16 protein-coding genes are annotated in these 23,590 nt (G+C 71.7%); 10 read left to right on the top strand and 6 right to left on the bottom strand.

The window, feature by feature from the left end; translation table 11 throughout:
* The first annotated feature begins 18 nt into the window (after window positions 1–18).
* Together ACGF3J_RS08075 and ACGF3J_RS08070 are read left to right on the top strand one after the other, a co-directional pair.
* On the top strand, window positions 19–1,656 hold the full coding sequence (locus ACGF3J_RS08075; RefSeq protein ID WP_393853643.1) for a M4 family metallopeptidase: 1,638 nt from the start codon (window positions 19–21) through the stop codon (window positions 1,654–1,656).
* Between the two features lie 71 nt (window positions 1,657–1,727).
* Window positions 1,728–2,237: a DUF1990 family protein gene (locus ACGF3J_RS08070; protein ID WP_161328042.1), complete on the top strand. Its 510-nt coding sequence runs from the start codon at window positions 1,728–1,730 to the stop codon at window positions 2,235–2,237.
* A gap of 37 nt (window positions 2,238–2,274) precedes the next feature.
* On the opposite strand, the gene ACGF3J_RS08065 is transcribed toward ACGF3J_RS08070, so the two are convergent.
* The gene (locus tag ACGF3J_RS08065) at window positions 2,275–4,893 is read right to left on the bottom strand and encodes a glycosyltransferase family 1 protein (protein WP_393853642.1); all 2,619 of its coding nucleotides are present in this window, start codon (window positions 4,891–4,893) and stop codon (window positions 2,275–2,277) included.
* Window positions 4,894–5,307: 414 nt separating this feature from the next.
* Between ACGF3J_RS08065 and ACGF3J_RS08060 the strand changes: the two genes are divergently transcribed.
* From ACGF3J_RS08060 to glgB, 4 genes are all read left to right on the top strand, one after another.
* Window positions 5,308–7,350: an alpha-1,4-glucan--maltose-1-phosphate maltosyltransferase gene (locus tag ACGF3J_RS08060; protein ID WP_393853641.1), complete on the top strand. Its 2,043-nt coding sequence runs from the start codon at window positions 5,308–5,310 to the stop codon at window positions 7,348–7,350.
* The gene (gene treS, locus ACGF3J_RS08055; RefSeq protein WP_384502989.1) at window positions 7,347–9,047 is read left to right on the top strand and encodes a maltose alpha-D-glucosyltransferase; all 1,701 of its coding nucleotides are present in this window, start codon (window positions 7,347–7,349) and stop codon (window positions 9,045–9,047) included. The genes ACGF3J_RS08060 and treS overlap by 4 nt, the downstream gene beginning before the upstream one ends.
* An 88-nt stretch (window positions 9,048–9,135) precedes the next feature.
* Window positions 9,136–10,530, top strand: a complete 1,395-nt coding sequence (locus ACGF3J_RS08050) for a maltokinase (RefSeq protein WP_393853640.1) — start codon at window positions 9,136–9,138, stop codon at window positions 10,528–10,530.
* Window positions 10,531–10,571: 41 nt separating this feature from the next.
* Entirely contained in the window at window positions 10,572–13,058 is a 2,487-nt protein-coding gene (gene glgB, locus ACGF3J_RS08045; RefSeq protein ID WP_393853639.1) for a 1,4-alpha-glucan branching enzyme, read from the top strand.
* A 57-nt stretch (window positions 13,059–13,115) separates the two neighbouring features.
* Here the strand turns inward: glgB and ACGF3J_RS08040 are convergent, their stop codons facing one another.
* From ACGF3J_RS08040 to ACGF3J_RS08025, 4 genes are all read right to left on the bottom strand, one after another.
* A complete protein-coding gene (locus ACGF3J_RS08040) occupies window positions 13,116–15,368 on the bottom strand; it encodes a HelD family protein (protein WP_393853638.1) in 2,253 nt (750 codons plus the stop codon).
* 148 nt (window positions 15,369–15,516) lie between these two features.
* Window positions 15,517–15,831 (bottom strand): thioredoxin domain-containing protein, encoded by a 315-nt coding sequence (locus ACGF3J_RS08035; RefSeq protein ID WP_161326099.1) that lies wholly within the window; start codon window positions 15,829–15,831, stop codon window positions 15,517–15,519.
* A gap of 11 nt (window positions 15,832–15,842) precedes the next feature.
* Window positions 15,843–16,241, bottom strand: a complete 399-nt coding sequence (locus ACGF3J_RS08030) for a MerR family transcriptional regulator (protein ID WP_122616302.1) — start codon at window positions 16,239–16,241, stop codon at window positions 15,843–15,845.
* A 166-nt stretch (window positions 16,242–16,407) separates the two neighbouring features.
* Window positions 16,408–17,802 carry a cation:dicarboxylate symporter family transporter gene (locus ACGF3J_RS08025; RefSeq protein WP_393853637.1) on the bottom strand — a complete coding sequence of 465 codons (1,395 nt, stop codon included), beginning with the start codon at window positions 17,800–17,802 and terminating at the stop codon, window positions 16,408–16,410.
* Window positions 17,803–17,956: 154 nt separating this feature from the next.
* On the opposite strand from ACGF3J_RS08025, the gene ACGF3J_RS08020 reads away from it, so the two are divergent.
* Window positions 17,957–19,624 (top strand): ATP-binding protein, encoded by a 1,668-nt coding sequence (locus ACGF3J_RS08020; protein WP_393853636.1) that lies wholly within the window; start codon window positions 17,957–17,959, stop codon window positions 19,622–19,624.
* Window positions 19,625–19,790: 166 nt separating this feature from the next.
* Window positions 19,791–20,477: a response regulator gene (locus ACGF3J_RS08015; RefSeq protein WP_393853635.1), complete on the top strand. Its 687-nt coding sequence runs from the start codon at window positions 19,791–19,793 to the stop codon at window positions 20,475–20,477.
* A gap of 31 nt (window positions 20,478–20,508) precedes the next feature.
* Here ACGF3J_RS08015 and ACGF3J_RS08010 read toward each other — a convergent pair whose 3' ends face one another.
* A complete protein-coding gene (locus tag ACGF3J_RS08010) occupies window positions 20,509–21,048 on the bottom strand; it encodes a hypothetical protein (RefSeq protein WP_393853634.1) in 540 nt (179 codons plus the stop codon).
* 212 nt (window positions 21,049–21,260) lie between these two features.
* Here ACGF3J_RS08010 and ACGF3J_RS08005 point away from each other — a divergent pair, with 212 nt between their 5' ends.
* Both ACGF3J_RS08005 and ACGF3J_RS08000 read left to right on the top strand, forming a co-directional pair.
* The gene (locus ACGF3J_RS08005) at window positions 21,261–22,631 is read left to right on the top strand and encodes an extracellular solute-binding protein (protein ID WP_393853633.1); all 1,371 of its coding nucleotides are present in this window, start codon (window positions 21,261–21,263) and stop codon (window positions 22,629–22,631) included.
* Window positions 22,628–23,590 (top strand): carbohydrate ABC transporter permease, encoded by a 963-nt coding sequence (locus ACGF3J_RS08000; protein WP_161329149.1) that lies wholly within the window; start codon window positions 22,628–22,630, stop codon window positions 23,588–23,590. Before ACGF3J_RS08005 ends, ACGF3J_RS08000 begins: the two co-directional genes overlap by 4 nt.

Raw genomic sequence — 23,590 nt, 5'->3', positions numbered from 1 at the left:
CCCACCGAAGGAGTCTGTGTGTCCCCCCACTTCGCGCGCCACAAGCGCACCACACTCGCCCTCGCCACCGCGGTCGCCGCCGGCGCACTGCTCAGCACCGCACTGGGCGCGGGCAGCGCCACCGCGAGCCCGGCCCTCCCGGGCGCGCCCCTCCTGCTGTCGGACACCGCCCGCACCGCGCTCATCCAGGAGCAGCAGGCCGGCGCGGCCGGCACCGCACGCGAGATAGGCCTCGGCGCCAAGGAGAAGCTGGTCGTCAAGGACGTGGTCAAGGACCGCGACGGCACCGTGCACACCCGCTACGAGCGCACCTACGACGGACTGCCCGTCCTCGGCGGCGACCTCGTGGTGCACCGCTCGGAGTCCGGCGCGGCCGAGGGCGTGACCAGAGCGACGAAGGCCGCCGTCAAGGTCGCCACCGTGACGCCGAAGGTCGACGCGGCCAGGGCCGAGGCCCAGGCGCTGTCCGCGGCCAAGGACGCCGGGTCGTCGAAGGCGGCGGCCGACTCCGCGCCCCGCAAGGTGGTCTGGGCGGCCACCGGCAAGCCGGTCCTCGCCTACGAGACCGTGGTCGGCGGCCTCCAGGACGACGGCACCCCGAACGAGCTGCACGTGATCACCGACGCCGCCACCGGCGCCAAGCTCTACGAGTACCAGGGCATCGAGACCGGCTCCGGCAAGAGCCTGTACTCGGGTGAGGTGACCCTCGGCACCACCAAGTCGGGCTCGTCCTACCAGCTGTACGACACCGGACGCGGCGGCCACAAGACGTACAACCTGGCCCGCGGCACGTCCGGCACCGGCACCCTGTTCACCGACGCGGACGACGCGTGGGGCACCGGCACCGCCTCCGCGGACGCCCAGGACCAGACCGCCGCCGTCGACGCCGCCTACGGCGCGCAGACCACGTGGGACTTCTACAAGGACACCTTCGGGCGCAGCGGCATCAAGAACGACGGCAAGGCGGCCTACTCCCGCGTCCACTACGGCAACAACTACGTCAACGCCTTCTGGTCCGACGCCTGCTTCTGCATGACCTACGGCGACGGCACGGGCAACACCAACCCGCTCACCTCGCTGGACGTCGCCGGGCACGAGATGAGCCACGGCGTCACCTCCAACACCGCGGGCCTCAACTACAGCGGCGAGTCCGGCGGCCTCAACGAGGCGACCAGCGACGTCTTCGGCACCGGAGTGGAGTACTTCGCGAAGAACTCCGCCGACAAGGGCGACTACCTCATCGGCGAGAAGATCGACATCAACGGCGACGGCACCCCGCTGCGCTACATGGACAAGCCCAGCAAGGACGGCGCGTCCAAGGACTACTGGTCCTCCGGCCTCGGCGGCGTCGACGTGCACTACTCCTCGGGCCCGGCCAACCACTTCTTCTTCCTGCTGGCCGAGGGCAGCGGGGCGCGCACGGTCGACGGGGTCCAGTACGACTCCCCGACCTCCGACGGCTCCACCGTCACCGGCATCGGCCGCGAGAAGGCGCTGCAGATCTGGTACAAGGCGCTGACCACGTACATGACGTCGACGACGAACTACAAGGCGGCCCGCACGGCCACCCTGAGCGCGGCGTCCGACCTGTACGGCGCGGACAGCACCGAGTACAAGACGGTGGGCGCGGCCTGGACCGCGATCAACGTGAGCTGACCCCGTCCCAACACGCGGCGGACGGCACCCGGGACCAGCGGTTCCCGGGTGCCGTCCTAGTCTTGGTGCCCATGTCCTTCACGTACGACGACGTCGGCGCCACCCGCGAGCAGGGCCACTGCCCGCCCGGCTTCCGCCATATGCACGTACGCACCCGCCTCGGTGAGGGCGAACCGGTGTTCCAGCGGGCCGTGGAGGCCGTACTCACCTGGCAGATGCACCGGGAGATGGGCGTCGGCATCGACGCGAGCGCGGAACGTGCCGCGCCGGGCGTCGACGTCACCGTCACCCTCGCCGGGATGATCAAGGCGCCCTGCCGGGTGGTGTGGACCCTGGACGAACCCCGCCGGGCCGGCTGGGCCTACGGCACGCTGCCCGGTCACCCCGAGTCCGGCGAGGAGGCCTTCGTGGTGGACCGCACGGGTGACGGCACCGTGTGGCTGACCGTGAGCGCCTTCAGCCGGCCCGCCAAGTGGTACGCCAAGGCCGGCGGCCCGGCCGCCCGCGCCTTCCAGCACGCCTACGCCCGGCGGTGCGGCAGCGTGCTGCGTCGGCTGAGCGGCGGCGACGAGGAGGACTGAACGCCCTGCCCGGCCGCCGCCGCCCGGCCGCCGGGGCTCACCTCATCAGCAGACCCGCCGCCTGGGCCAGGTCGTCGGACGGCACCGCCACGAGCCCCGTCTCCGCGCCGGAGGCCAGCAGTCGGTGCGCGGGCAGCACGCGGACCGTGTAGCCGAACGGGCCGGTGCGGTCCAGGGCCAGGGGGCCCTCGTACACCCAGCGGCCCTCCAGGTCGGGCCCGCCCACCGGCTTCAGCGGCACCTTCGACGCGTCGGTGATCCGGTCCTCGGAGTCCACCCGCCCGGAGACCGCCTGCACCTCGACGTCCTCCGGCGCGAGATCGCCCAGCTTCACCCGCACCCGTAGCCCGAGCGTCGAGCCCAGCTCCGCCAGCGCGGTGGTGGAGCCCGTCTCCACGTGGTCGACGCTCACGCCGGACCAGGCGGCCCGTACCCGGGTCTTCCACTCGGCGAGGCCGCGGGCGGAGTCCGGGTCCATCGCGCGGTGGGCCTCGGCGGCCGGGGCGTAGAGCCGCTCGACGTACTCGCGGACCATGCGGCCGGCCAGCACCTTCGGCCCGAGCAGGCTGAGGGTCCGCCGGACCATCTCGATCCACCGGTCCGGCAGCCCGCTCGCGGCCCGCTCGTAGAAGCGGGGGGTCACCCGCTGCTCCAGCAGGTCGTAGAGGGCGGCGGCCTCTATGGCGTCGCGCCGGTCCGGGTCGGTACCCGCGCCGTCGGCGGTGGGGATCGCCCAGCCGAAGTCGGGCTGGAACCACTCGTCCCACCAGCCGTCGAGGACCGACAGGTTGAGGCAGCCGTTGAGCGCCGCCTTCATGCCGGAGGTGCCGCACGCCTCCAGGGGCCGCAGGGGGTTGTTCAGCCAGATGTCGCAGCCCGGGTAGAGCTTCTGCGCCATCGCCATGCCGTAGTCGGGCAGGAACACGATGCGGTGCCGCACGCGCGGGTCGTCCGCGAACCGCACCAGTTCCTGGACCAGCCGCTTGCCGCCGTCGTCGGCCGGGTGCGCCTTGCCGGCGACGACGATCTGGATCGGCCGCTCGGGGTGGAGCAGCAGGTCCATCAGCCGGTCGCGGTCGCGCAGCATCAGCGTCAGCCGCTTGTACGACGGGACGCGCCGCGCGAAGCCGATGGTGAGCACGTCCGGGTCGAGGACGTCGTCGATCCAGCCCAGCTCGGCGGTCCCGGCGCCGCGCTGCCGCCAGGAGGCGCGCAGCCGCTCCCGCACCTCCTCGACCAACTGCTCGCGCAGGGTGCGGCGCAGCTCCCAGATGTCCTGGTCGGGGATGTCGGCGACCGAGTCCCAGCGGTCCGAGCCGCCGACGGCCATCGCGTCCTCGGCCCGCTGCGCGCCGATCTGCCGGGCACCGAGCCGGAACACCTCGGGCGCCACCCAGGTCGGGGCGTGCACGCCGTTGGTCACGGAGGTGATCGGCACTTCGTCGGCGTCGAATCCGGGCCAGAGTCCGGCGAACATGGAGCGGCTGACACCGCCGTGCAGCAGGGAGACGCCGTTGGCCCGCTGGGCCAGCCTGAGGCCCATCACGGCCATGTTGAACAGGTTGGGCTCGCCGCCTGGGTAGGTCTCCATGCCGAGCCGCAGGATGCGCTCCACGTCGATGCGCGGCAGTTCGGAGTCGGGGCCGAAGTGGCGGGCGACCAGCTCGCGGTCGAAGCGGTCGATGCCGGCCGGCACGGGGGTGTGGGTGGTGAACACGGTCCCGGCCCGCACCGCCTCCAGCGCCGAGCCGAACTCAAGGCCTTCGTCGCAGAGTTCGGCAATGCGTTCAAGACCCAGGAAGCCGGCGTGGCCCTCGTTGGTGTGGAACACCTCGGGACCGGCGTGGCCGGTGAGCCGGCAGTACGTGCGCACCGCCCGGACACCTCCTATGCCGAGCAGCATCTCCTGGAGGAGCCGGTGCTCGCTGCCGCCGCCGTAGAGCCGGTCGGTGACGCCCCGTTCGCCGAGGTCGTTCTCCTCGACGTCCGAGTCGAGGAGCAGCAGGGGCACCCGGCCGACCTGGGCCAGCCAGATGCGCGCGCGCAGCTCCCGGCCGCCGGGCAGGGCGAGGGCGACGTGGGCGGGGGTGCCGTCGGGCTCCTTGAGGAGGGCGAGGGGCAGTTCGTGGGGGTCGAGGACGGGGTAGTGCTCCTGCTGCCAGCCGTCCCGGGAGAGGGACTGCCGGAAGTAGCCGTGCCGGTAGAGCAGGCCGACGCCGATGAGCGGCACGCCCAGGTCGCTGGCCGCCTTGAGGTGGTCACCGGCCAGGATGCCGAGCCCCCCGGAGTACTGGGGCAGGGCGGCGGTGATGCCGAACTCGGGCGAGAAGTAGGCGACGGCGGCGGGCAGTCGGCCGGACTGGGCCTGGTACCAGCGGTCGCCGGTCATGTAGTGGTCGAGGTCGTCGGCCACCGAGGTCAGCCGGCGCAGGAAGCGCCGGTCCTCGGCCAGCTCCGCGAGGCGCGCGGGCGGCACGGTGCCGAGCAGTCTCACCGGGTCGCGGCCGGACGAGGCCCAGCACGCGGGGTCGACGGACTGGAAGAGGTCACGGGTCTCCGGGTGCCAGGACCAGCGCAGATTGCGGGCCAGGTCACTGAGCGGCCGGAGGGGGTCGGGGAGAACGGGACGGACGGTCAGTCGACGGATCGCCTTCACCCCCACGACGTTACCGGGGCGATGTGTCCGTCGGTGGGGGCTTCGCCCGTGGGCCTCCGATTCGGCCTGAACGGCCGCGCCGGGAAACGCCGGACGGGCTAATGCGGACCGGCCCGCCGATATGGCCGGATCTCCTCCTGTCGGCCTTCTTGTGGCACTTCGCTCCCGCGCGAAAGGCTGCACATGTCGCGAAGGCGCTGATTGCGGCAACGGCATCCGGGAAGGCGTGGGGACAGGCCCGTCGTGCGTGTCGGCGCGTCATGTATGTCGACATACGCACGAGTAGTTAACAAAGTGCCGGATTGCCCACCAGAAGAGTGTGGGAAGGCTCCTGCGGTACGCCCCGCACGAACCCGCAGGACCCACCTCCCCAGAGTCATCCGCCCACCCATGTTGACGCGGACAGGAGCGGTCATGCCCGCCACGCACCACTCGTCACCGACCGAGCCGGACAGCACCGGCGCGGACCGGACCACCTCCGTCGGACGCATCCCCGTCCTGGACGTCCGCCCGGTCGTCCGGCAGGGACGCCGGCCCGCCAAGGCCGTCACCGGCGAGTCCTTCGAGGTCTCCGCCACCGTGTTCCGCGAGGGCCACGACGCGGTCGCCGCCAACGTCGTCCTCAGAGATCCGCGGGGCCGGCCGGGGCCCTGGACACCGATGCGGGAGCTGGCGCCCGGCACCGACCGCTGGGGGGCGAGGGTCACCGCGGGCGAGCCCGGCACGTGGTCGTACACCGTGGAGGCATGGGGCGATCCGGTCTCCACCTGGCGGCACCACGCGCGCATCAAGATCCCGGCCGGGATGGACACCGACCTGGTCCTCGACGAGGGCGTCCGGCTGTACGAACGCGCCGCCGCCGACGTGCCCGGGTCCGAGGACCGGCGGGTGCTGCTGGCCGCCGTCGAGGCGCTGCGGGACGAGTCCCGGCCGGCCGCCACCCGGCTGGCGGCGGCGTTGACGCCGGAGGTGGACGCGGTGCTGGCCCGCCATCCGCTGCGGGAACTGGTCACCTCCTCCGACCCGCTGCCCCTGCTGGTCGAACGCGAACGCGCCCTGTACGGCGCCTGGTACGAGTTCTTCCCCCGCTCCGAGGGCACCCCCGAACAGCCCCACGGCACCTTCCGCACCGCCGCCCGCCGGCTGCCCGCCATCGCCGCGATGGGCTTCGACGTCGTCTACCTCCCACCCGTCCACCCCATCGGCACCACCCACCGCAAGGGCCGCAACAACACCCTCTCCGCCACCCCCGACGACGTCGGCGTCCCCTGGGCCATCGGCTCCCCCGAAGGCGGCCACGACAGCATCCACCCCGCCCTGGGCACCCTCGACGACTTCGACCACTTCGTACGCACCGCCGCCCAGCACGGCCTCGAAGTCGCCCTCGACCTCGCCCTCCAGTGCTCCCCCGACCACCCCTGGGTCCACAAACACCCCGACTGGTTCCACCACCGCCCCGACGGCACCATCGCCTACGCCGAGAACCCGCCCAAGAAGTACCAGGACATCTACCCCGTCGCCTTCGACGCCGACCTCGACGGCCTGATCACCGAGACGGTCCGCGTCCTGCGGCTGTGGATGGACCACGGGGTGCGCATCTTCCGCGTCGACAACCCCCACACCAAACCCGTCGTGTTCTGGGAACGCGTCATCGGCGAGATCAACCGCGCCGACCCCGACGTCATCTTCCTGGCCGAGGCCTTCACCCGCCCCGCGATGATGCACACCCTCGCCCAGATCGGCTTCCAGCAGTCCTACACCTACTTCACCTGGCGCAACACCAAGCAGGAACTGACCGAGTACCTCACCGAACTGACGGGGGACGCCGCCTCCTACATGCGGCCCAACTTCTTCGCCAACACCCCCGACATCCTGCACGCCTACCTCCAGACCGGCGGCCGCCCCGCCTTCGAGGTCCGCGCCGTCCTCGCCGCCACCCTCTCCCCCACCTGGGGCATCTACAGCGGCTACGAACTGTGCGAGCACACCCCCCTGCGCGAGGGCAGCGAGGAATACCTCGACTCCGAGAAGTACCAGCTCAAACCCCGCGACTGGGCCGCCGCCGCCCGCGAGGGCCGCACCATCGCCCCCCTCATCACCAAGCTCAACACCATCCGGCGTGCGAACCCGGCACTCCACCAACTGCGCGATCTGCACTTCCATCCCACGGACAAGGAGGAGGTGATCGCCTACTCGAAGCGGCAGGGCTCGAACACGGTTCTGGTGGTCGCCAACCTCGACCCCCACCACACCCAGGAGGCCACGGTCTCGTTGGACATGCCGCAACTCGGCCTGGACTGGCACGAGTCGGTGCCGGTGCGCGACGAGCTGACCGGCGAGACCTACCACTGGGGCAGGGCCAACTATGTGCGCCTGGAGCCGGGCCGTTCGCCCGCCCACGTCTGCACGGTTCTGCGACCGTCCCACCCGCAGATCGGAGGGTCACCCACCATATGATCGTCAACGAGCCCGTGCCGGACACCTTCGAGGACACCCCGGCCAAGGACCGCGACCCGGACTGGTTCAAGCGAGCCGTCTTCTACGAGGTCCTCGTCCGCTCCTTCCAGGACAGCAACGGCGACGGCGTCGGCGACCTCAAGGGCCTGACCGCCAAGCTGGACTACCTGCAATGGCTGGGCGTGGACTGCCTCTGGCTCCCGCCCTTCTTCAAGTCCCCGCTGCGCGACGGCGGCTACGACGTCTCGGACTACACCGCGGTGCTCCCCGAGTTCGGTGACCTCGCCGACTTCGTGGAGTTCGTCGACGCCGCCCACCAGCGCGGCATGCGCGTCATCATCGACTTCGTCATGAACCACACCAGCGACCAGCACCCGTGGTTCCAGGAGTCCCGCAAGAACCCCGACGGCCCCTACGGCGACTACTACGTCTGGGCCGACGACGACACCCAGTACGCGGACGCCCGCATCATCTTCGTCGACACCGAGGCGTCGAACTGGACCTACGACCCGGTGCGCAAGCAGTACTTCTGGCACCGGTTCTTCTCCCACCAGCCGGACCTCAACTACGAGAACCCGGCCGTGCAGGAGGAGATGATCTCAGGGCTGAAGTTCTGGCTGGACCTGGGCATCGACGGGTTCCGGCTGGACGCGGTGCCGTACCTGTACGCGGAGGAGGGCACCAACTGCGAGAACCTGCCGCGTACCCACGAGTTCCTGAAGCGGGTGCGCAAGGAGATCGACGCGCAGTACCCGGACACGGTGGTGCTGGCCGAGGCCAACCAGTGGCCCGAGGACGTGGTCGACTACTTCGGCGACTACTCCGCGGGCGGCGACGAGTGCCACATGGCGTTCCACTTCCCGGTCATGCCGCGCATCTTCATGGCGGTCAGAAGAGAGTCGCGCTACCCGGTCTCCGAGATCCTCGCCAAGACCCCGGCCATCCCGTCGGGCTGCCAGTGGGGCATCTTCCTGCGCAACCACGACGAGCTGACCCTGGAGATGGTCACCGACGAGGAGCGCGACTACATGTACGCGGAGTACGCCAAGGACCCGCGGATGCGCGCCAACATCGGCATCCGCCGCCGCCTGGCCCCGCTCCTCGACAACGACCGCGACCAGATCGAGCTGTTCACCGCGCTGCTGCTCTCCCTGCCCGGCTCGCCGATCCTCTACTACGGCGACGAGATCGGCATGGGCGACAACATCTGGCTCGGCGACCGCGACGCCGTGCGCACCCCGATGCAGTGGACCCCGGACCGCAACGCCGGCTTCTCGTCGTGCGACCCGGGACGGCTGTTCCTGCCGACGATCATGGACCCGGTCCACGGCTACCAGGTGACGAACGTCGAGGCGTCCATGGCCTCGCCCTCGTCGCTGCTGCACTGGACCCGGCGCATGATCGAGATCCGCAAGCAGAACCCGGCCTTCGGCCTGGGCACCTACACGGAACTGCCCTCCTCCAACCCCGCGGTACTCGCCTTCCTGCGGGAGTACGAGGACGACCTGGTGCTGTGCGTCCACAACTTCTCGCGGTTCGCGCAGCCCACCGAACTCGACCTCAGCGCCTTCGGGGGACGCCACCCGGTCGAGCTGTTCGGCGGAGTCCGCTTCCCCGCGGTCGGCGACCTGCCGTACCTGCTGACCCTCGGGGGCCACGGCTTCTACTGGTTCCGGCTCCGCAAGGACGCCGTCTGACCGAGCCCCCGGGCGGGACGGTTTCCACCGCCCCGCCCGGGGCACGCATCAGTAACACCCCGACGATCCGGGGAAAGGACGCTACGCCATGCCGGAAGCCGTCACACGCACCGTCACGAGCCCGCCGGGCCTCCTAGCGTCTCTTGATCCACTTCTGCGGGACTGGCTGCCACGGCAGCGCTGGTTCGCCGGCAAGGGGCGCCCGGTCACCGGCTTCTCGCTGGTCGCCGCCACCGACCTGCTCCCCGCCGACTCCCGTCTCGGCCTCCACCACGTCCTGGTCCGTGCCCACCAGCAGTCCGTCCCGGCCGCGGGCGCGCCCGAGGAACCCGGCGACTGCTACCAGCTGCTCATAGGCACGCGCGAGGCGCTGCCGCCCCGGCTGGCGCCCGCGCTGATCGGACACGTGACCGAGGGCCCGACGGCCGGGCGCACCGCCTACGACGCCCTGTACGACACCCGGCCCGCCGAGGTGCTCCTGGAGGCCATGCGCACCGGGGCCCGTATCGGCGGGCTCCGCTTCGAGCGGGAGGGGGACCGCGAGATACGCGCCGGCCTGGTGCCACGGCTGATGACCGCCGAGCAGTCGAACTCGTCGGTCGTGTTTGGAGATACGTTCATTCTCAAGGTGCTGCGCCGGATCCTGCCCGGCGTCAACCCCGACCTGGAGCTGCCGCTTGCGCTGGCCCGCGAGGGCAGCGCCCGGGTTCCCGCGCCGGCGGGCTGGATGACGGCCGACCTGGACGGCCGGACCTGGGTGCTGGGGGTGCTCCAGCCGTACCTGCAGGGCGCGACCGACGGCTGGGAGCTGGCGCTGCGCGAACTGGCCAAGGGCGAGGACTTCGCCGCCGAGGCGCGGGCGCTCGGCCGGGCCACCGCCGAGGTGCACACCGCCCTGGCCCGGGCGCTGCCGACCGTCACCCTCGGCCACGCCCAGGTGCGGCAGCTCGCCGACGGCATGATCACGCGGCTGGAGGATGCCGCACGCGCGGTGCCCTCGCTGCGGCCGTACGCGCCCGCCCTGCGCACCACCTTCACCGCGCTGGGCGACCTGGCGGCCGAGGGCCGCACCTGGACCGCGCAGCGCGTCCACGGCGATCTGCACCTCGGCCAGTGCCTGCGCTCGCCCACCGGACAGTGGTCGCTGATCGACTTCGAGGGGGAGCCCGCGAAACCGCTGGCCGAGCGTCGGCTGCCGCAGCCGACGGTGCGGGACGTCGCCGGGATGCTGCGCTCCTTCGACTACGCGGCGCACTCGGCCGAGGCCCCGGTACCGGGGTGGGCCGCGGGCTGCCGGGCGGCCTACTGCACCGGGTACGCGGAGGCCGGCGGCGGCGACCCGCGCACCGATCCGGTGCTGCTGCGCGCCTACGAGACCGACAAAGCGGTCTACGAGGTCCTGTACGAGGCCCGGCACCGTCCCGACTGGCTCCCGGTGCCGCTGGCCGCGGTCCGCCGCCTTTCGGCACCCGAACCGGCCTGACGCCCCCGCTGTTGCTCCCACTCGCCCAGGAGGCTCCACCCGTGACCCCCCGCCCCTCGTCCAGCGGTCCCGACCCGAAGAAGACGGCCGCCAAGCAGGCGGCCGCGAAGAAGACGACCGACAAGCAGGCCGCCGCGAAGAAGACGCCCTCGAAGAAGACGGCCAAGACGACCGAGGGGGCCGGGACGGCGAAGACCGGCGTGAAGAAGACCGCGACGAAGAAGAGCGCCACGAAGAAGGCGGTGGCGAAGAAGGCCGTGACGAAGAAGGCCGCCGCCAGGAAACCCGCCGCCAAGAAGCCATCCGCCCGGAAGGTCACCGCTCCCGCCGCCGAGATCGCCGTCTCCCCCTCCCTGGACGCCGTCGACCGGGAGCGGCTGCTGGCCGGCACGCACCACGACCCCCACTCCGTGCTCGGCGCCCACCGGGTGCCCGGCGGGGTCGCCTTCCGGACCCTGCGGCCGTACGCCCGCGAGGTGACCGTGCTCTCCGGCGACCTGCGCGTCGAGCTGCACAACGACGGGGACGGCTTCTTCTCCGGGCTGCTGCCGCTGCGGGAGGTCCCCCTGCACCGGCTGCGCGTGGCGTACGAGGACACGGCGCAGGAGGTCGAGGACCCGTACCGCTTCCTGCCCACGCTGGGCGAGCTGGACCTGCACCTGATCGGCGAGGGCCGGCACGAGCAGCTGTGGCGGGCGCTGGGCGCGCACCCGATGACCCACGACGGCGTCGCGGGCACCCGCTTCACGGTGTGGGCGCCGAACGCGCGCGGGGTCCGGGTGGCCGGCGGCTTCAACTTCTGGGACGGCACCGGCCACCCCATGCGGTCCCTCGGCGCCACCGGCGTGTGGGAGCTGTTCCTGCCCGGCGTCGGCGCGGGCGAGCTGTACAAGTTCGAGATCACCCGCGCCGACGGCTCGCGCACCTTCCGCGCCGATCCGCTGGCCCGCGCCACGGAGGTCCCGCCGGCCACCTCGTCCGTCGTCCACGCCTCGCACTACACCTGGGGCGACGCGGAGTGGCTGGCCCGCCGCGCCGACGCGCCCGCGCACGAGGCGCCCATGTCGGTGTACGAGGTCCACCTGGCCTCCTGGCGGCCGGGACTGACGTACCGCGAACTCGCCGAACAGCTCCCCGCGTACGTCGCCGACCTCGGCTTCACGCACGTCGAGCTGATGCCGGTCGCCGAGCACCCCTTCGGCGGTTCCTGGGGCTACCAGGTCACCGGCTTCTACGCGCCCACCTCCCGCCTCGGCGACCCCGACGACTTCAAGTACCTGGTCGACCGGCTGCACCAGGCCGGCATCGGTGTCCTGATGGACTGGGTGCCGGCGCACTTCCCGCGCGACGACTGGGCGCTGGCCGAGTTCGACGGGCGCCCGCTGTACGAGCACTCCGACCCGCTGCGGGCCGCGCACCCGGACTGGGGGACGCTGGAGTTCGACTTCGGGCGGCGCGAGGTGCGCAACTTCCTCGTCGCCAACGCCGTGTACTGGTGCGAGGAGTTCCACATCGACGGGCTGCGGGTCGACGCGGTCGCCTCGATGCTCTACCTGGACTACTCGCGCGAGCCGGGGCAGTGGACGCCCAACGAGCGCGGCGGCCGCGAGAACTTGGACGCGGTGGCCTTCCTCCAGGAGATGAACGCCACCGTGTACCGGCGGGTGCCGGGCGTCGTGACCGTCGCCGAGGAGTCGACGGCCTGGGACGGGGTCACCCGGGCCACCCACCACAAGGGGCCGAGCGGCTTCGGCGGGCTCGGGTTCGGGCTGAAGTGGAACATGGGCTGGATGCACGACTCGCTCCAGTACATGGGCCACGAGCCGGTGCACCGCAGGTACCACCACGGGGAGATGACCTTCTCCATGGTGTACGCCTACAGCGAGAACTACGTGCTGCCGATATCCCACGACGAGGTGGTGCACGGCAAGCGGTCGCTGGTGTCGAAGATGCCCGGCGACTGGTGGCAGCAGCGCGCCAACGAGCGGGCGTACCTGGCCTTCATGTGGGCCCACCCCGGCAAGCAACTGCTCTTCATGGGGCAGGAGTTCGCGCAGGGCGCCGAGTGGTCCGAGGCGCACGGCCCCGACTGGTGGCTCCTCGACCCGGAGTACGGGGCGGCGGCGGACCACCGGGGCGTGCGGGACCTGGTGCGGGACCTGAACACCGTCTACCGGACCACACCCGCGCTGTGGCGGCTCGACACCCACCCGTCCGGGTTCGCCTGGGTGGTCGGGGACGCCGCCGAGGACAACGTGCTCGCGTTCCTGCGGCTGGACGCCGACGGCACCCCGCTGCTCGCCGTGTCGAACTTCGCCCCGGTCGTCCGCGCCGACTACCGCCTCGGCGTCCCGGACGACATCCCCGCCTGGCACGAGGTGCTCAACACCGACGCCGCGCGCTACGGCGGCGGCGACGTGGGCAACCCGGACCCGGTCAAGCCGGAGCCGCAGGGCTGGCACGGCCGGCCGGCGAGCGTGCGGCTGACCCTGCCGCCCCTGGCGACGGTGTGGCTGCGTCCGGCGTGACGGCGGGAGGGTGACGGGCAGGCCTCCCGCCCCGGTGCGTCGGGCGGGTCCCGGCCGCTACCCGGCCGCGTCCACCAGCCCCTTCGGCAGCGGCCCGGTGTGCAGGACGCCGAGCCGCTGAGTGGCGCGGGTGAGGGCCACGTAGAGGTCGCTGGTGCCGTAGCTGCCCGGCTCGACGACCAGGACGGAGTCGAACTCCAGCCCCTTGGACTGGCGCGGGTCGAGCAGGACGACCGTCCGCGTCAGGTCCGGCTCGGCGCCCGGCGTCACGCCGTCCAGCCGGGCGGCCAGGACCCGGTGCAGCTCGCGCGGGGCGATGACGGCGAGGCGCCCCTCCTCGGGGGTCAGCTCCCGGACGGCCTCGGCGACGGCGGCCGGGAGGTCCCCGGTGGCGCGGACCCAGGGGCGTACGCCCGTGGAGCGCACCGAACTCGGCGGCGCGAACTCCGGGTCCTCGGCCCGGACGACGGCCGCCGCCACGTCCATGATCTCGGCCGGGGTGCGGTAGTTGACGCCCAGCCGGGTGTGCTCCCAGCGGTCCTCGACGTAGGGGTCGAGGATCTTCGACCAGGAACCGACACCGGCCGCCTCCGCGGTCTGCGCCGGGTCGCCGACCAGGGTCATCGAGCGGGTCGGGCAGCGCCGCATCAGCAGCCGCCACGCCATCGGCGACAGCTCCTGCGCCTCGTCGACGATGATGTGCCCGAACGCCCAGGTGCGGTCGGCCGCCGCGCGTTCGGCGGCGCTGCGGTGGTCGTCCTCCTCCTGGCGCTCGGCGAACCGTTCGGCGTCGATGATGTCGTGCGCGGACAGGACCTCGGCGTCGTCCTCGTGCTTGTCCTCGAACTCGTAGGTCCGGGACGCGTACGACACGTCCAGCACGCCCTGCGCGTAGGCGATCTGCTCCGCCCGCTCGCGCTCGGCGCGGGAGCGGGCCACCCGGTCGTCCACGCCGAGCAGTTCGGCGGCCTCGTCCAGCAGCGGCACGTCGGCGACGGTCCAGTGCCGGGTGACCGGGCGGCGGACGGCGGCCGCGTCCTCGGCGGACAGGAACGGCTCGGGAGCGGCGAGGAAGTCGGCGACCAGGCGGCGCGGGGTCAGGCGCGGCCACAGCTGGTCGATGGCCGACCAGACCTCGGGGTTCTCGGCGAGTTCGTCGCGGATCTGGGTGATGTCGCTGGGGTCGAGGAGGTTGGAGCCGTCGTAGGGGTCGGTGCCGATGCGTTCGGCGACCATGTCGGTGAGGGTGTTGAGGATGTGGCCCTCGAAGTGCTCGCGGGCCGCGTTGTGCGGCAGCCGCGCGGCGCGGGTGCGCTCACGGGCGACGTTCACCAGGTCGTCGTCGAGCATCAGGATCTCGCGGTCGTGCTCGATCGCGATCACCGGGTCGGGCAGCGCCTGCCGGTCCCGGACCACCTCGGCGAGCACGTCGGCCATGTCCGCGCGGCCCTTCACCGCCGCCGCCCGAGGGGTGTCCGTCGCCGTGGCCCGCACGCCCGGGTACAGCTCGCCGACCGTCGACAGCAGGACGCCGGTCTCGCCCAGGGAGGGCAGCACCTCGCCGATGTAGCCGAGGAAGGCGGGGTTGGGTCCGACGATGAGGACGGCGCGCTTGGCGAGCAGTTCGCGGTGCTCGTAGAGCAGGTAGGCCGCCCGGTGCAGGGCGACGGCGGTCTTGCCGGTGCCGGGGCCGCCCTCGACGACCAGCACGCCCCGGTGCGGAGCGCGGATGATGCGGTCCTGGTCGGCCTGGATGGTCTGCACGATGTCGCCCATGCGGCCGGTGCGCGCGGAGTTCAGCGCCGCGAGCAGTACGGCGTCGCCGGACGGGTCCTCGTGACCGGTCCGCGTCTCGTCGCCGAGGTCCAGGATCTCGTCGTGCAGGGCGGCGACCCGGCGGCCCTCGGTGGCGAGGTGCCGGCGGCGGCGCAGGCCCATCGGGGTGTGGCCGGTCGCCAGGTAGAAGGGGCGGGCGACGTCGGCCCGCCAGTCGATCAGGACCGGCGTGCGCTCGGCGTCGTCGGCGCGCAGCCCGATACGGCCGATGTGGTGGACGTCCCCGGAGGCGAGGTCAATCCGGCCGAAGCAGAGGGAGCCGTCCACCGCGTTGAGCGCGGCGAGCAGCCCGGAGCGCTCGGCCACCAGGATGTCCCGCTCCAGCCTGGCCTGCTGGGGGGTGTTGCCCTGCGCGAGTGCGTCCGTGACCGAGACCTCGGTGTCGCCGCGCAGCGCGTCCACGCGCGCGTAGAGTCCGTCGACGAATTCCTGCTCGTGCCGCAATTCATCGTCCGGAAATTCGGTGTTTGACAATTCCACTCCCGCCCGGATATACTGTGCTCACTGAACTTCTTCATGACCTCATTTCCTTGAAGTCACGAATCCCCGAATATACGCAGAGAAATCCCCCGAGCGCAATTGCTCGGGGGATTTTTCGTGCCGTGTGCGTGTCGGGGCCCGGTCAGAGCACGTCGGCCAGCTCCGCCAGCAGCCGCCGCTTGGGCCGGGAGCCCACCATCGACTTCACCGGCTCACCCCCGCGGAACACCATGAAGGTCGGCATCGACAGCACCTTGTACGCGTTCGTCGTCGCCGGATTCCGGTCCACGTTCAGCTGCACCACGCGCAGCCGCTCGCCCTCCTCCTCGGCCAGGGCGCGGAGCACCGGCGCCATCTGCCGGCACGGCGGGCACCAGTCCGCGGTGAACTCCACCAGCACGGGCAGCTCGCTGCCCAGCACCTCGCTGTCGAACTCCGCGTCCGTCACCTCGGGCACCCCGCTGCTCGTCATGCGTGTCCTCCCAGTTCGCACTTGGGCTCCGGACCCCCCGGAACCGCCGCCTCGGCCCGCGCCAGCTGCGCGCCCACCTGCGCCCGCACCGACGTGAGCTCCTCGATCAGCGCGTCCAGCTGCGCCAGCTTGCGCCGGTAGACCACCAGCGACGCCGGGCACGAGTCGCCCTCGGGGTGTCCGGCGCGCAGGCACTCCACGAACGGGCGGGTCTCCTCCAGGTCGAACCCGAAGTCCTGGAGCGTCCTGATCTGCCGCAGCAGCCTCAGGTCGTCCTCGTCGTACGTCCGGTACCCGTTGCCGGTGCGCCGCGCGGGCAGCAGCCCCCGCGACTCGTAGTACCGCAGCGTCCGCGTCGTGGTCCCGGCCCGTGCGGCCAGCTCGCCGATTCGCATGGCACGAACGTAGGCGTTGACCCGGACGTCAAGGCAAGAGGCCCGGCGCCGGGGGACGCGGGGCCTCTTGCGGGAGGGGGACCGAACGGCTTCTGGAAGGGACCGGGCGGCTGAGCAACGGGGGGAGCACCTCAGCCGCCCGGAGCGTGCGGGCCGGGCCTCGGGGTCAGGCCCGCGCCAGCTCCTTCTCGCCGCCCTGCTCGGGCAGGTCCGGTGCGTCGTCGGCGTCGTCGGCGCCGTGGTGGTCGTCCAGCAGGGTCTTCTCGTCGAAGGGGGCCCGCCCGGCGAGCACCTCGCTGACCCGCTCCTTGTCGATCTCCTTGGTCCAGGTGCCGATCAGGACCGTGGCCACCGCGTTGCCGCCGAAGTTGGTCAGGGCGCGGGCCTCGCTCATGAAGCGGTCGATGCCGACGATCAGGCCGATGCCGTCCACCAGGGCGGGCTTGTGGGAGGACAGGCCGCCGGCCAGCGTGGCGAGACCGGCGCCCGAGACACCGGCGGCGCCCTTGGAGGCCACCAGCAGGAAGAGGAGCAGCGGGATCTGCTCGCCGATGGACATCGGCGTACCCATGGCATCGGCGATGAACAGCGAGGCCATGGTCATGTAGATCATGGTGCCGTCGAGGTTGAAGGAGTAGCCGGTCGGGACGGTGATGCCGACCACCGGCTTGCTGACGCCCAGGTGCTCCATCTTGGCGATCAGGCGCGGCAGCGCCGACTCCGAGGAGGAGGTGGACAGGATCAGCAGGAACTCGCGGCCCAGGTACTTGAAGAGCGAGAGGACGTTCACGCCGGCGACCAGGCGCAGCATCGCGCCCAGCACCAGGAAGAGGAAGAGGAAGCAGGTCACGTAGAAGCCGAGCATCAGCACGGCCAGGCTCTTCAGCGCGTCGACGCCGGCCGATCCGGTGACGGCCGCGATGGCGCCGAAGGCACCGACCGGGGCGGCCCACATGATCATGGCCAGGACGCGGAAGACGAGGCGCTGGATGTGCTCGATGCCGCGCAGGACGGGCTGCCCGGCGGACCCCATGGCCTGCAGGGCGAAGCCGCACAGCAGGGCGATCAGCAGGGTCTGCAGGACCTCGCCGGCGGTGAACGCGGAGACGATGGTGGTCGGGATGATGCCCATCAGGAAGTCGACGGTGCCCTTGGCCTCCGCGTCGACCTGCGCCTGGCCGGTCTCCTTCACGGCGTCGGTGACCGCGAGACCCGTGCCCGGGTCCAGGATGTTGCCGACGATCAGGCCGATGGCGAGCGCCACCAGCGACATCACCAGGAAGTAGACCAGGGCGATCCCGCCGACCGCGCCGACCTTGGCGGCCTTGCGCACCGATCCGATGCCCAGCACGATCGTGCAGAAGATGATCGGCGAGATCATCATCTTGATCAGGTTCACGAAGCCGGTGCCCAGGGGCTTCAGCTCGGTGGCGAAGTCCGGAGCGATCAGACCCACCGCGATACCGAGGGCGACCGCGATGATCACCGCGATGTAGAGATAGTGCGTGCGGTCCCGCTTGGCTTTGGGTGCGGCAGGTGCCGTAGCGGCTTTGCTGGTCACGGCGGCCCTCCTTGACGACGTCGTCGGCATCACCGGCGTGCGGCTCACGTCCGGGGGTTTGTATCGGGGATGCGGTGACTATCTCCCGGCGTGTGAGGGCGGTCACCCTTGCGTTCATTGAGTTCACAATCCGGCCAGGAGGGAGACTGACGGCATGCGCCTCCACGTCCCGAGACCCCGAAGCCTGGCCGGGCAGCTCTTCGCCATGCAGGCCGTGCTGATAGCGGTCGTCGTGGTCGGGTACGCGCTGTTCAGCTGGATCAGCGACCGGGGGCAGGCGCAGGACGCGGCGGGGCGGCAGGCCAGGGCGGTGTCGCTGGCCATCGCGGACTCGCCGTCCGTGGTGGCGGCGATCGGCACGCCGGATCCGACGGCGCGGCTCCAGCCGTACGCGGTGCGGGTCATGCGGGACACCGACGTGGACTTCGTGACGATCATGGATCCGTACGGCATCCGCTGGACCCATCCGGACCCGGCGCAAATCGGCCACCCCTTCCAGGGGCACATCGAGCGCGCGCAGCGGGGCGAGACCTTCACGGAGACCTACACGGGCACGCTCGGGCCCTCGGTGCGGGCGGTCACACCGGTCCTGGACGGGGACCGGGTGGTCGGACTGGTCAGCGCCGGGATCAAGGTCGAGGAGATCAGCAAGCGGGCGCAGGAGCAGCTCACCGCCCTGACGGGGGTGGCGGCCGGGGCGCTGCTGCTCGGCGCGGTCGGCACGTACGTGATCAACGCGCGGCTGCGCCGGCACACGCACGGCATGAACGCGGACGAGCTGAGCCGGATGCACGACTACCATCAGGCCGCGCTGCACGCGGTGCGCGAGGGGCTGCTGATGCTGGACGGGCAGTACCGGGTCGCGCTGATCAACGACGGTGGACGGGAGCTGCTGGGCGTGACCGGTGACGTGGTGGGCGCCTCGGTGGCGGACCTGGGGCTGCCGGCGCAGCTGACGGGGGCGCTGCTGGCGTCGGAGCCCCGGGTGGACGAGGTGCACCTGGCGGCCGAGCGGGTGCTGGTCGTCAACACCTCGCCGGTCTCCGGCGGTGAGCGGCGGGGCACGGTGGTGACACTGCGGGACGTGACCGAGCTGCAGTCGCTGACGGGCGAGCTGGACTCCGAGCGCGGGTTCACGCAGGCGTTGCGCTCGCAGGCGCACGAGGCCGCGAACCGGCTGCACACGGTCGTCTCGCTGATCGAGCTGGGGCGCGCGGAGGAGGCCGTGGAGTTCGCGACGGCCGAGCTGGAGCTGGCGCAGGCGCTCACCGACCAGGTGGTGGCGGCGGTCGGCGAGCCGGTGCTGGCGGCGCTGCTGCTGGGCAAGACGGCGCAGGCGAACGAGCGGGGAGTGGAGCTGGTGGTGGCACGGGAGAGCCGGCTGGACGACGGTCTGCTGCCGCCGTCGCTGCCCGCCAGGGACCTGGTGACGATCCTGGGCAACCTGGTGGACAACGCGGTGGACGCGGCGCAGGGCGCGGTGCCCTCGCGGGTGACGGTGGCGGCGTACACCGAGGCGGCGGGGGACGGTTCCGAGCTGGTGATGCGGGTGTCGGACACGGGGGCCGGGGTCGACCCCGCCCATGCCGACCTGGTCTTCCAGCGGGGCTTCTCCACGAAGCCGTCCGGTGAGGGCGGCCGGGGCCTGGGCCTGGCCCTGGTCCGCCAGGCGGTACGGCGGCACGGCGGCACCCTCACGGTCACGGGGGCCGAGGGCGGCGGCGCCCGCTTCGAGGCGCGGCTGCCGCTGGGCGGTGCCGGGAGCGGCACGGCGACACCGGCCGGCGTGGCCGGCAGACCGGACTCGGGAGGCGTCGCATGACCACGCATCCGGTTCTCGCGCGCACCGTCGCCGACGCGCGGGCCTCGTACAGCGGTCAGGGCCCCGGCCCCACGACGCCACCCGCGGGATCGCACGCCGCGCGGCGGCCCGGCCCGGCGGTGCCCTCCGGACCCGTCGCGGGCAGACCTGACTCGGGAGGCTCCGCATGACCGAGGAGCAGCCCATCCGGGTCCTGGTCGTCGAGGACGACCCGGTCGCCGCCGACGCGCACGTGATGTACGTCGGCCGGGTCCCCGGGTTCACGGCCGTCGGCAGGGCGCACACCGGGGCGGAGGCGCGGCGCATGCTGGACCGTACGCCGGTGGACCTGCTCCTGCTGGACCTGCACCTGCCGGACGTGCACGGGCTGCAGCTGGCCCGTTCGCTGCGGGCGGCCGGGCATCACACCGACGTGATAGCGGTGACGTCGGCGCGGGACCTGACGGTCGTGCGGGAGGGCGTGTCCCTGGGCGTCGTCCAGTACGTGCTGAAGCCGTTCACCTTCGCCACCCTGCGGGACCGGCTGGTGCGGTACGCGGAGTTCCGCGGCACGGCCGGCGAGGCGAGCGGCCAGGACGAGGTCGACCGCGCCCTGGCCACCCTCCGCGCCCCCGGCCCGGCCGCCCTGCCGAAGGGCCTGAGCGGACCGACCCTGGAACGCGTCACGGGCGCCCTGCGCGGCTCCGACGAGGGCCTGACGGCGGCCGGGGTGGCCGAGGCGGTGGGCATCTCCCGCATCACGGCCCGGCGTTACCTGGAACACCTGGTGGACGCGGGGCGGGCGGGGCGGAGTCCGCAGTACGGGCAGGTGGGGCGGCCGGAGTTGGTCTACCGGTGGGTGCGGGGCCGGTAGCGGGCCGGCCGCAGCAGTCCCCTGCCCACGCTCACGCCGCCCTCGCGTACCGCACCACCTGCGAGGCGAGCCCCGCCACCGCGAGCACCTCCAGCGCCGAGAGCCAGACGAGCAGGCCTCCGACGTCCCCGTTGGACCAGAAGACGATCAGCGCGGCCAGCGGTACCGCGCAGAACGCCGTCAGGTCGATCACGGTCTGTATCGCCTTGCGGGACCGGCGCCGGGTGTCGCCCCGGTGGTACGCCTCCCACCCGAACGTCGTGAAACCGGCCCCGTGCGCCGCGAGGGCGGCCAACCGGGGGCCCAGGTCGTCCCGGACGTAGAGCCCGATCGCGGAGATCTTCTCGTCGTTGACGAGGTAGGTCCATCCGAGGACGACGCACACCGGCGGCAGCGCCAGCAGCATCGACGGCTGCTTCGCCTGGGCCGTCGCGGCGATCACGGCCGCCACGACCGCGAGTGTCACGTAGAGGAGGTTGTCCCGGAACCCGATCCTCGCCCTCTGCTCGCTCTTCACGCTCTCGTACTCGGCGAGCAGCAACTGCCCGACGGTGACGTCCTGTTCCGGCACTCCGACCCCTTCTCCCAGCGGTACCCCATGACTATGCAGGAGGCGGTCGAGGCGTACGACAGCGGAGCCGCACGGTCCCGCGCCCCCGCCGCCGCACCCCAGGCTCCCCCGAATCCCCACTCGCAGGAGCATTGACCTGACTAGACCACTCCTCTTACGTTCGCCGAGCAGCCGTCCCGGCCACAGTGTCGTGCCCGTAGGAGGTCGTGCCCGTGCGTCCCAGCTTCCGGTTCACCGCTCTGTTCACCCTCACCGCGCTCACCTCCACGGCGCTCGCCGCCTGCGGAAGCGGCTCCGGCAGCGATCCGGACACGGTGAAGGTCTCCTTCAAACAGTCGACGGACAACTCCATCAAGGTGATGGACACGTATCTCGCCGACATCAAGAAGCAGTTCGAGAAGGCCAACCCGGGGAAGAAGGTCGAACTCGTCCCCATCAAGGCCCCGGACGCGGAGTACTACACCAAGCTCCAGCAGATGCTCCGCTCCCCCAAGACCGCGCCGGACCTGGTCTACGAGGACACCTTCCTCATCAACTCCGACATCACCAGCGGGTACTTGAAGCCCCTCGACCCGTACCTGGAGAAGTGGAAGGACTGGGACCAGTTCATCGACACGGCCAAGGCGGCGACCGCGGGCGAGGACGGCAAGACGTACGGCGTCCCGGACGGCACCGACACCCGCGGACTGTGGTTCAGCAAGGACGTCTTCGCCAAGGCCGGGCTGCCCGCGGACTGGCAGCCGAAGACCTGGGCCGAGGTACTCGACGCCGCCCGCACCATCAAGGAGAAGGTCCCCGGCGTCACCCCGATCAACGTGTACACCGGCAAGCCGGCCGGTGAAGCGGCCACCATGCAGGGCTTCGAGATGCTGCTGTACGGCACGAACGACGGGACCACGGACCCGCTGTACGACAAGGACGGCAAGAAGTGGATCACCGCGGGGAAGGGGTTCGAGGACTCCCTCGCCTTCGTCGAGAGCGTGTACAAGGAGAAGCTCGGCCCGGAGGTCTCCGACGCGCTCGACCCCAACTTCGGCACCGCCGTCCGCGGTGAGCTGCTGCCGCAGGGCAAGCTCGGCATCGCCCTGGACGGCTCCTGGCTGCCGCAGGACTGGCTGGAGGGCAGCGGGCACGAGTGGCCCGAGTGGTCGAAGGAGCTGGGCCTGGCGGCCATGCCGACGCAGAACGGCCAGGCGCCCGGCAAGGTGAGCATGTCCGGCGGCTGGGCCTGGTCGATCCCGGCCAAGGCGGCCAACCCGGACCTGGCCTTCGACTTCGTCAAGACGATGCAGACCAAGACCAACGCCCAGAAGTGGTACATCGCCAACTCCGGCATCGCGGTCCGCGAGGACGTCGCGAACGATCCCGCGTACACCGCCGCCCAGCCCGGCATCAAGTTCTTCACCGACCTGGTCGAGAGCACCCACTACCGGCCCGCCTACCCGGCGTACCCGAAGGTGTCGGTGGCCATCCAGGAGGCGATGGAGGGCGTGACGACCGGCGACCTGTCGGTCGAGGAGGCGGCGCGCGGGTACGACGAGGCACTCAAGGAGGCCACCGACAACCAGGTGGTGAGCAGGTGACCGCGGCCGCGCCGCGGCACGCCGGTCCGGAGGTCGCCAAGGATCCGCCGGGCCCGCCCGCTCCCGTCCCGGGGAAGGCCGGGGGCGGGCGGTCCGGCACCGCCCGCCGGTCCCTGCTGCGCGCCCTGCCCGTCTCCCCCGCCGTCGTCCTGCTGCTGCTCTTCCTCGCCGGCCCGATCGCCTACTGCGTGGTCATCGCCTTCACCGACCTCCAGCTGACCGGGCAGGCCGAGGAGTCCTTCGTCGGCTTCGAGAACTTCCAGCGGGCGTTCCAGGACGAGGCGTTCCTCAACGCGGTCTGGCTGACCCTGGTGTTCACGGTGCTGTCCTCGATGATCGGACAGAACACCCTGGGGCTCGCCCTGGCCACGCTGATGCAGCGGGCCTCGAAGCCGGTCCGCACGCTCACCGGTGGCATCGTTGTCACCGCCTGGGTGCTGCCGGAGGTGGTGGCGGGCTTCCTGCTCTACGCCTTCTTCCGCCGCGAGGGCACCCTCAACGCCGTCCTGGACTGGCTCCATCTGCCGTCGCAGAACTGGCTGTTCACGCTGCCGATCCTGGCGGTGTCCTTCGCCAACGTGTGGCGGGGCACCGCGTTCTCGATGCTGGTCTACTCGGCCGCCCTGAACGAGATCCCCAAGGAGGTCACCGAGGCCGCCGAGGTGGACGGCGCGGGCGGCTGGCGCCGCATGTGGCACGTCACGCTGCCGATGATCCGGCGCTCCATCGCCACCAATCTCATGCTGAACACCCTCCAGACGCTGTCGGTCTTCGGGCTGATCTGGGTGATGACCCGGGGCGGTCCTAGCGGCAAGAGCCAGACGCTGCCGCTGTTCATGTACGAACAGGCCTTCCAGAACAGCCTGATCGGCTACGGCACGGCGGTGGCGCTGCTGCTGTTGCTGATCGGCTCGCTGTTCTCGGTCGTGTACCTGCGCCTGCTCCGGACGGAGGTCTGA

The sequence above is a fragment of the Streptomyces sp. NPDC048171 genome (assembly GCF_043202655.1).
In the GTDB taxonomy this organism is placed as follows: Bacteria; Actinomycetota; Actinomycetes; order Streptomycetales; family Streptomycetaceae; genus Streptomyces.
Note: the sequence above shows the minus strand (reverse complement) of the source record. Positions and strands in the feature narration are given on the sequence as shown.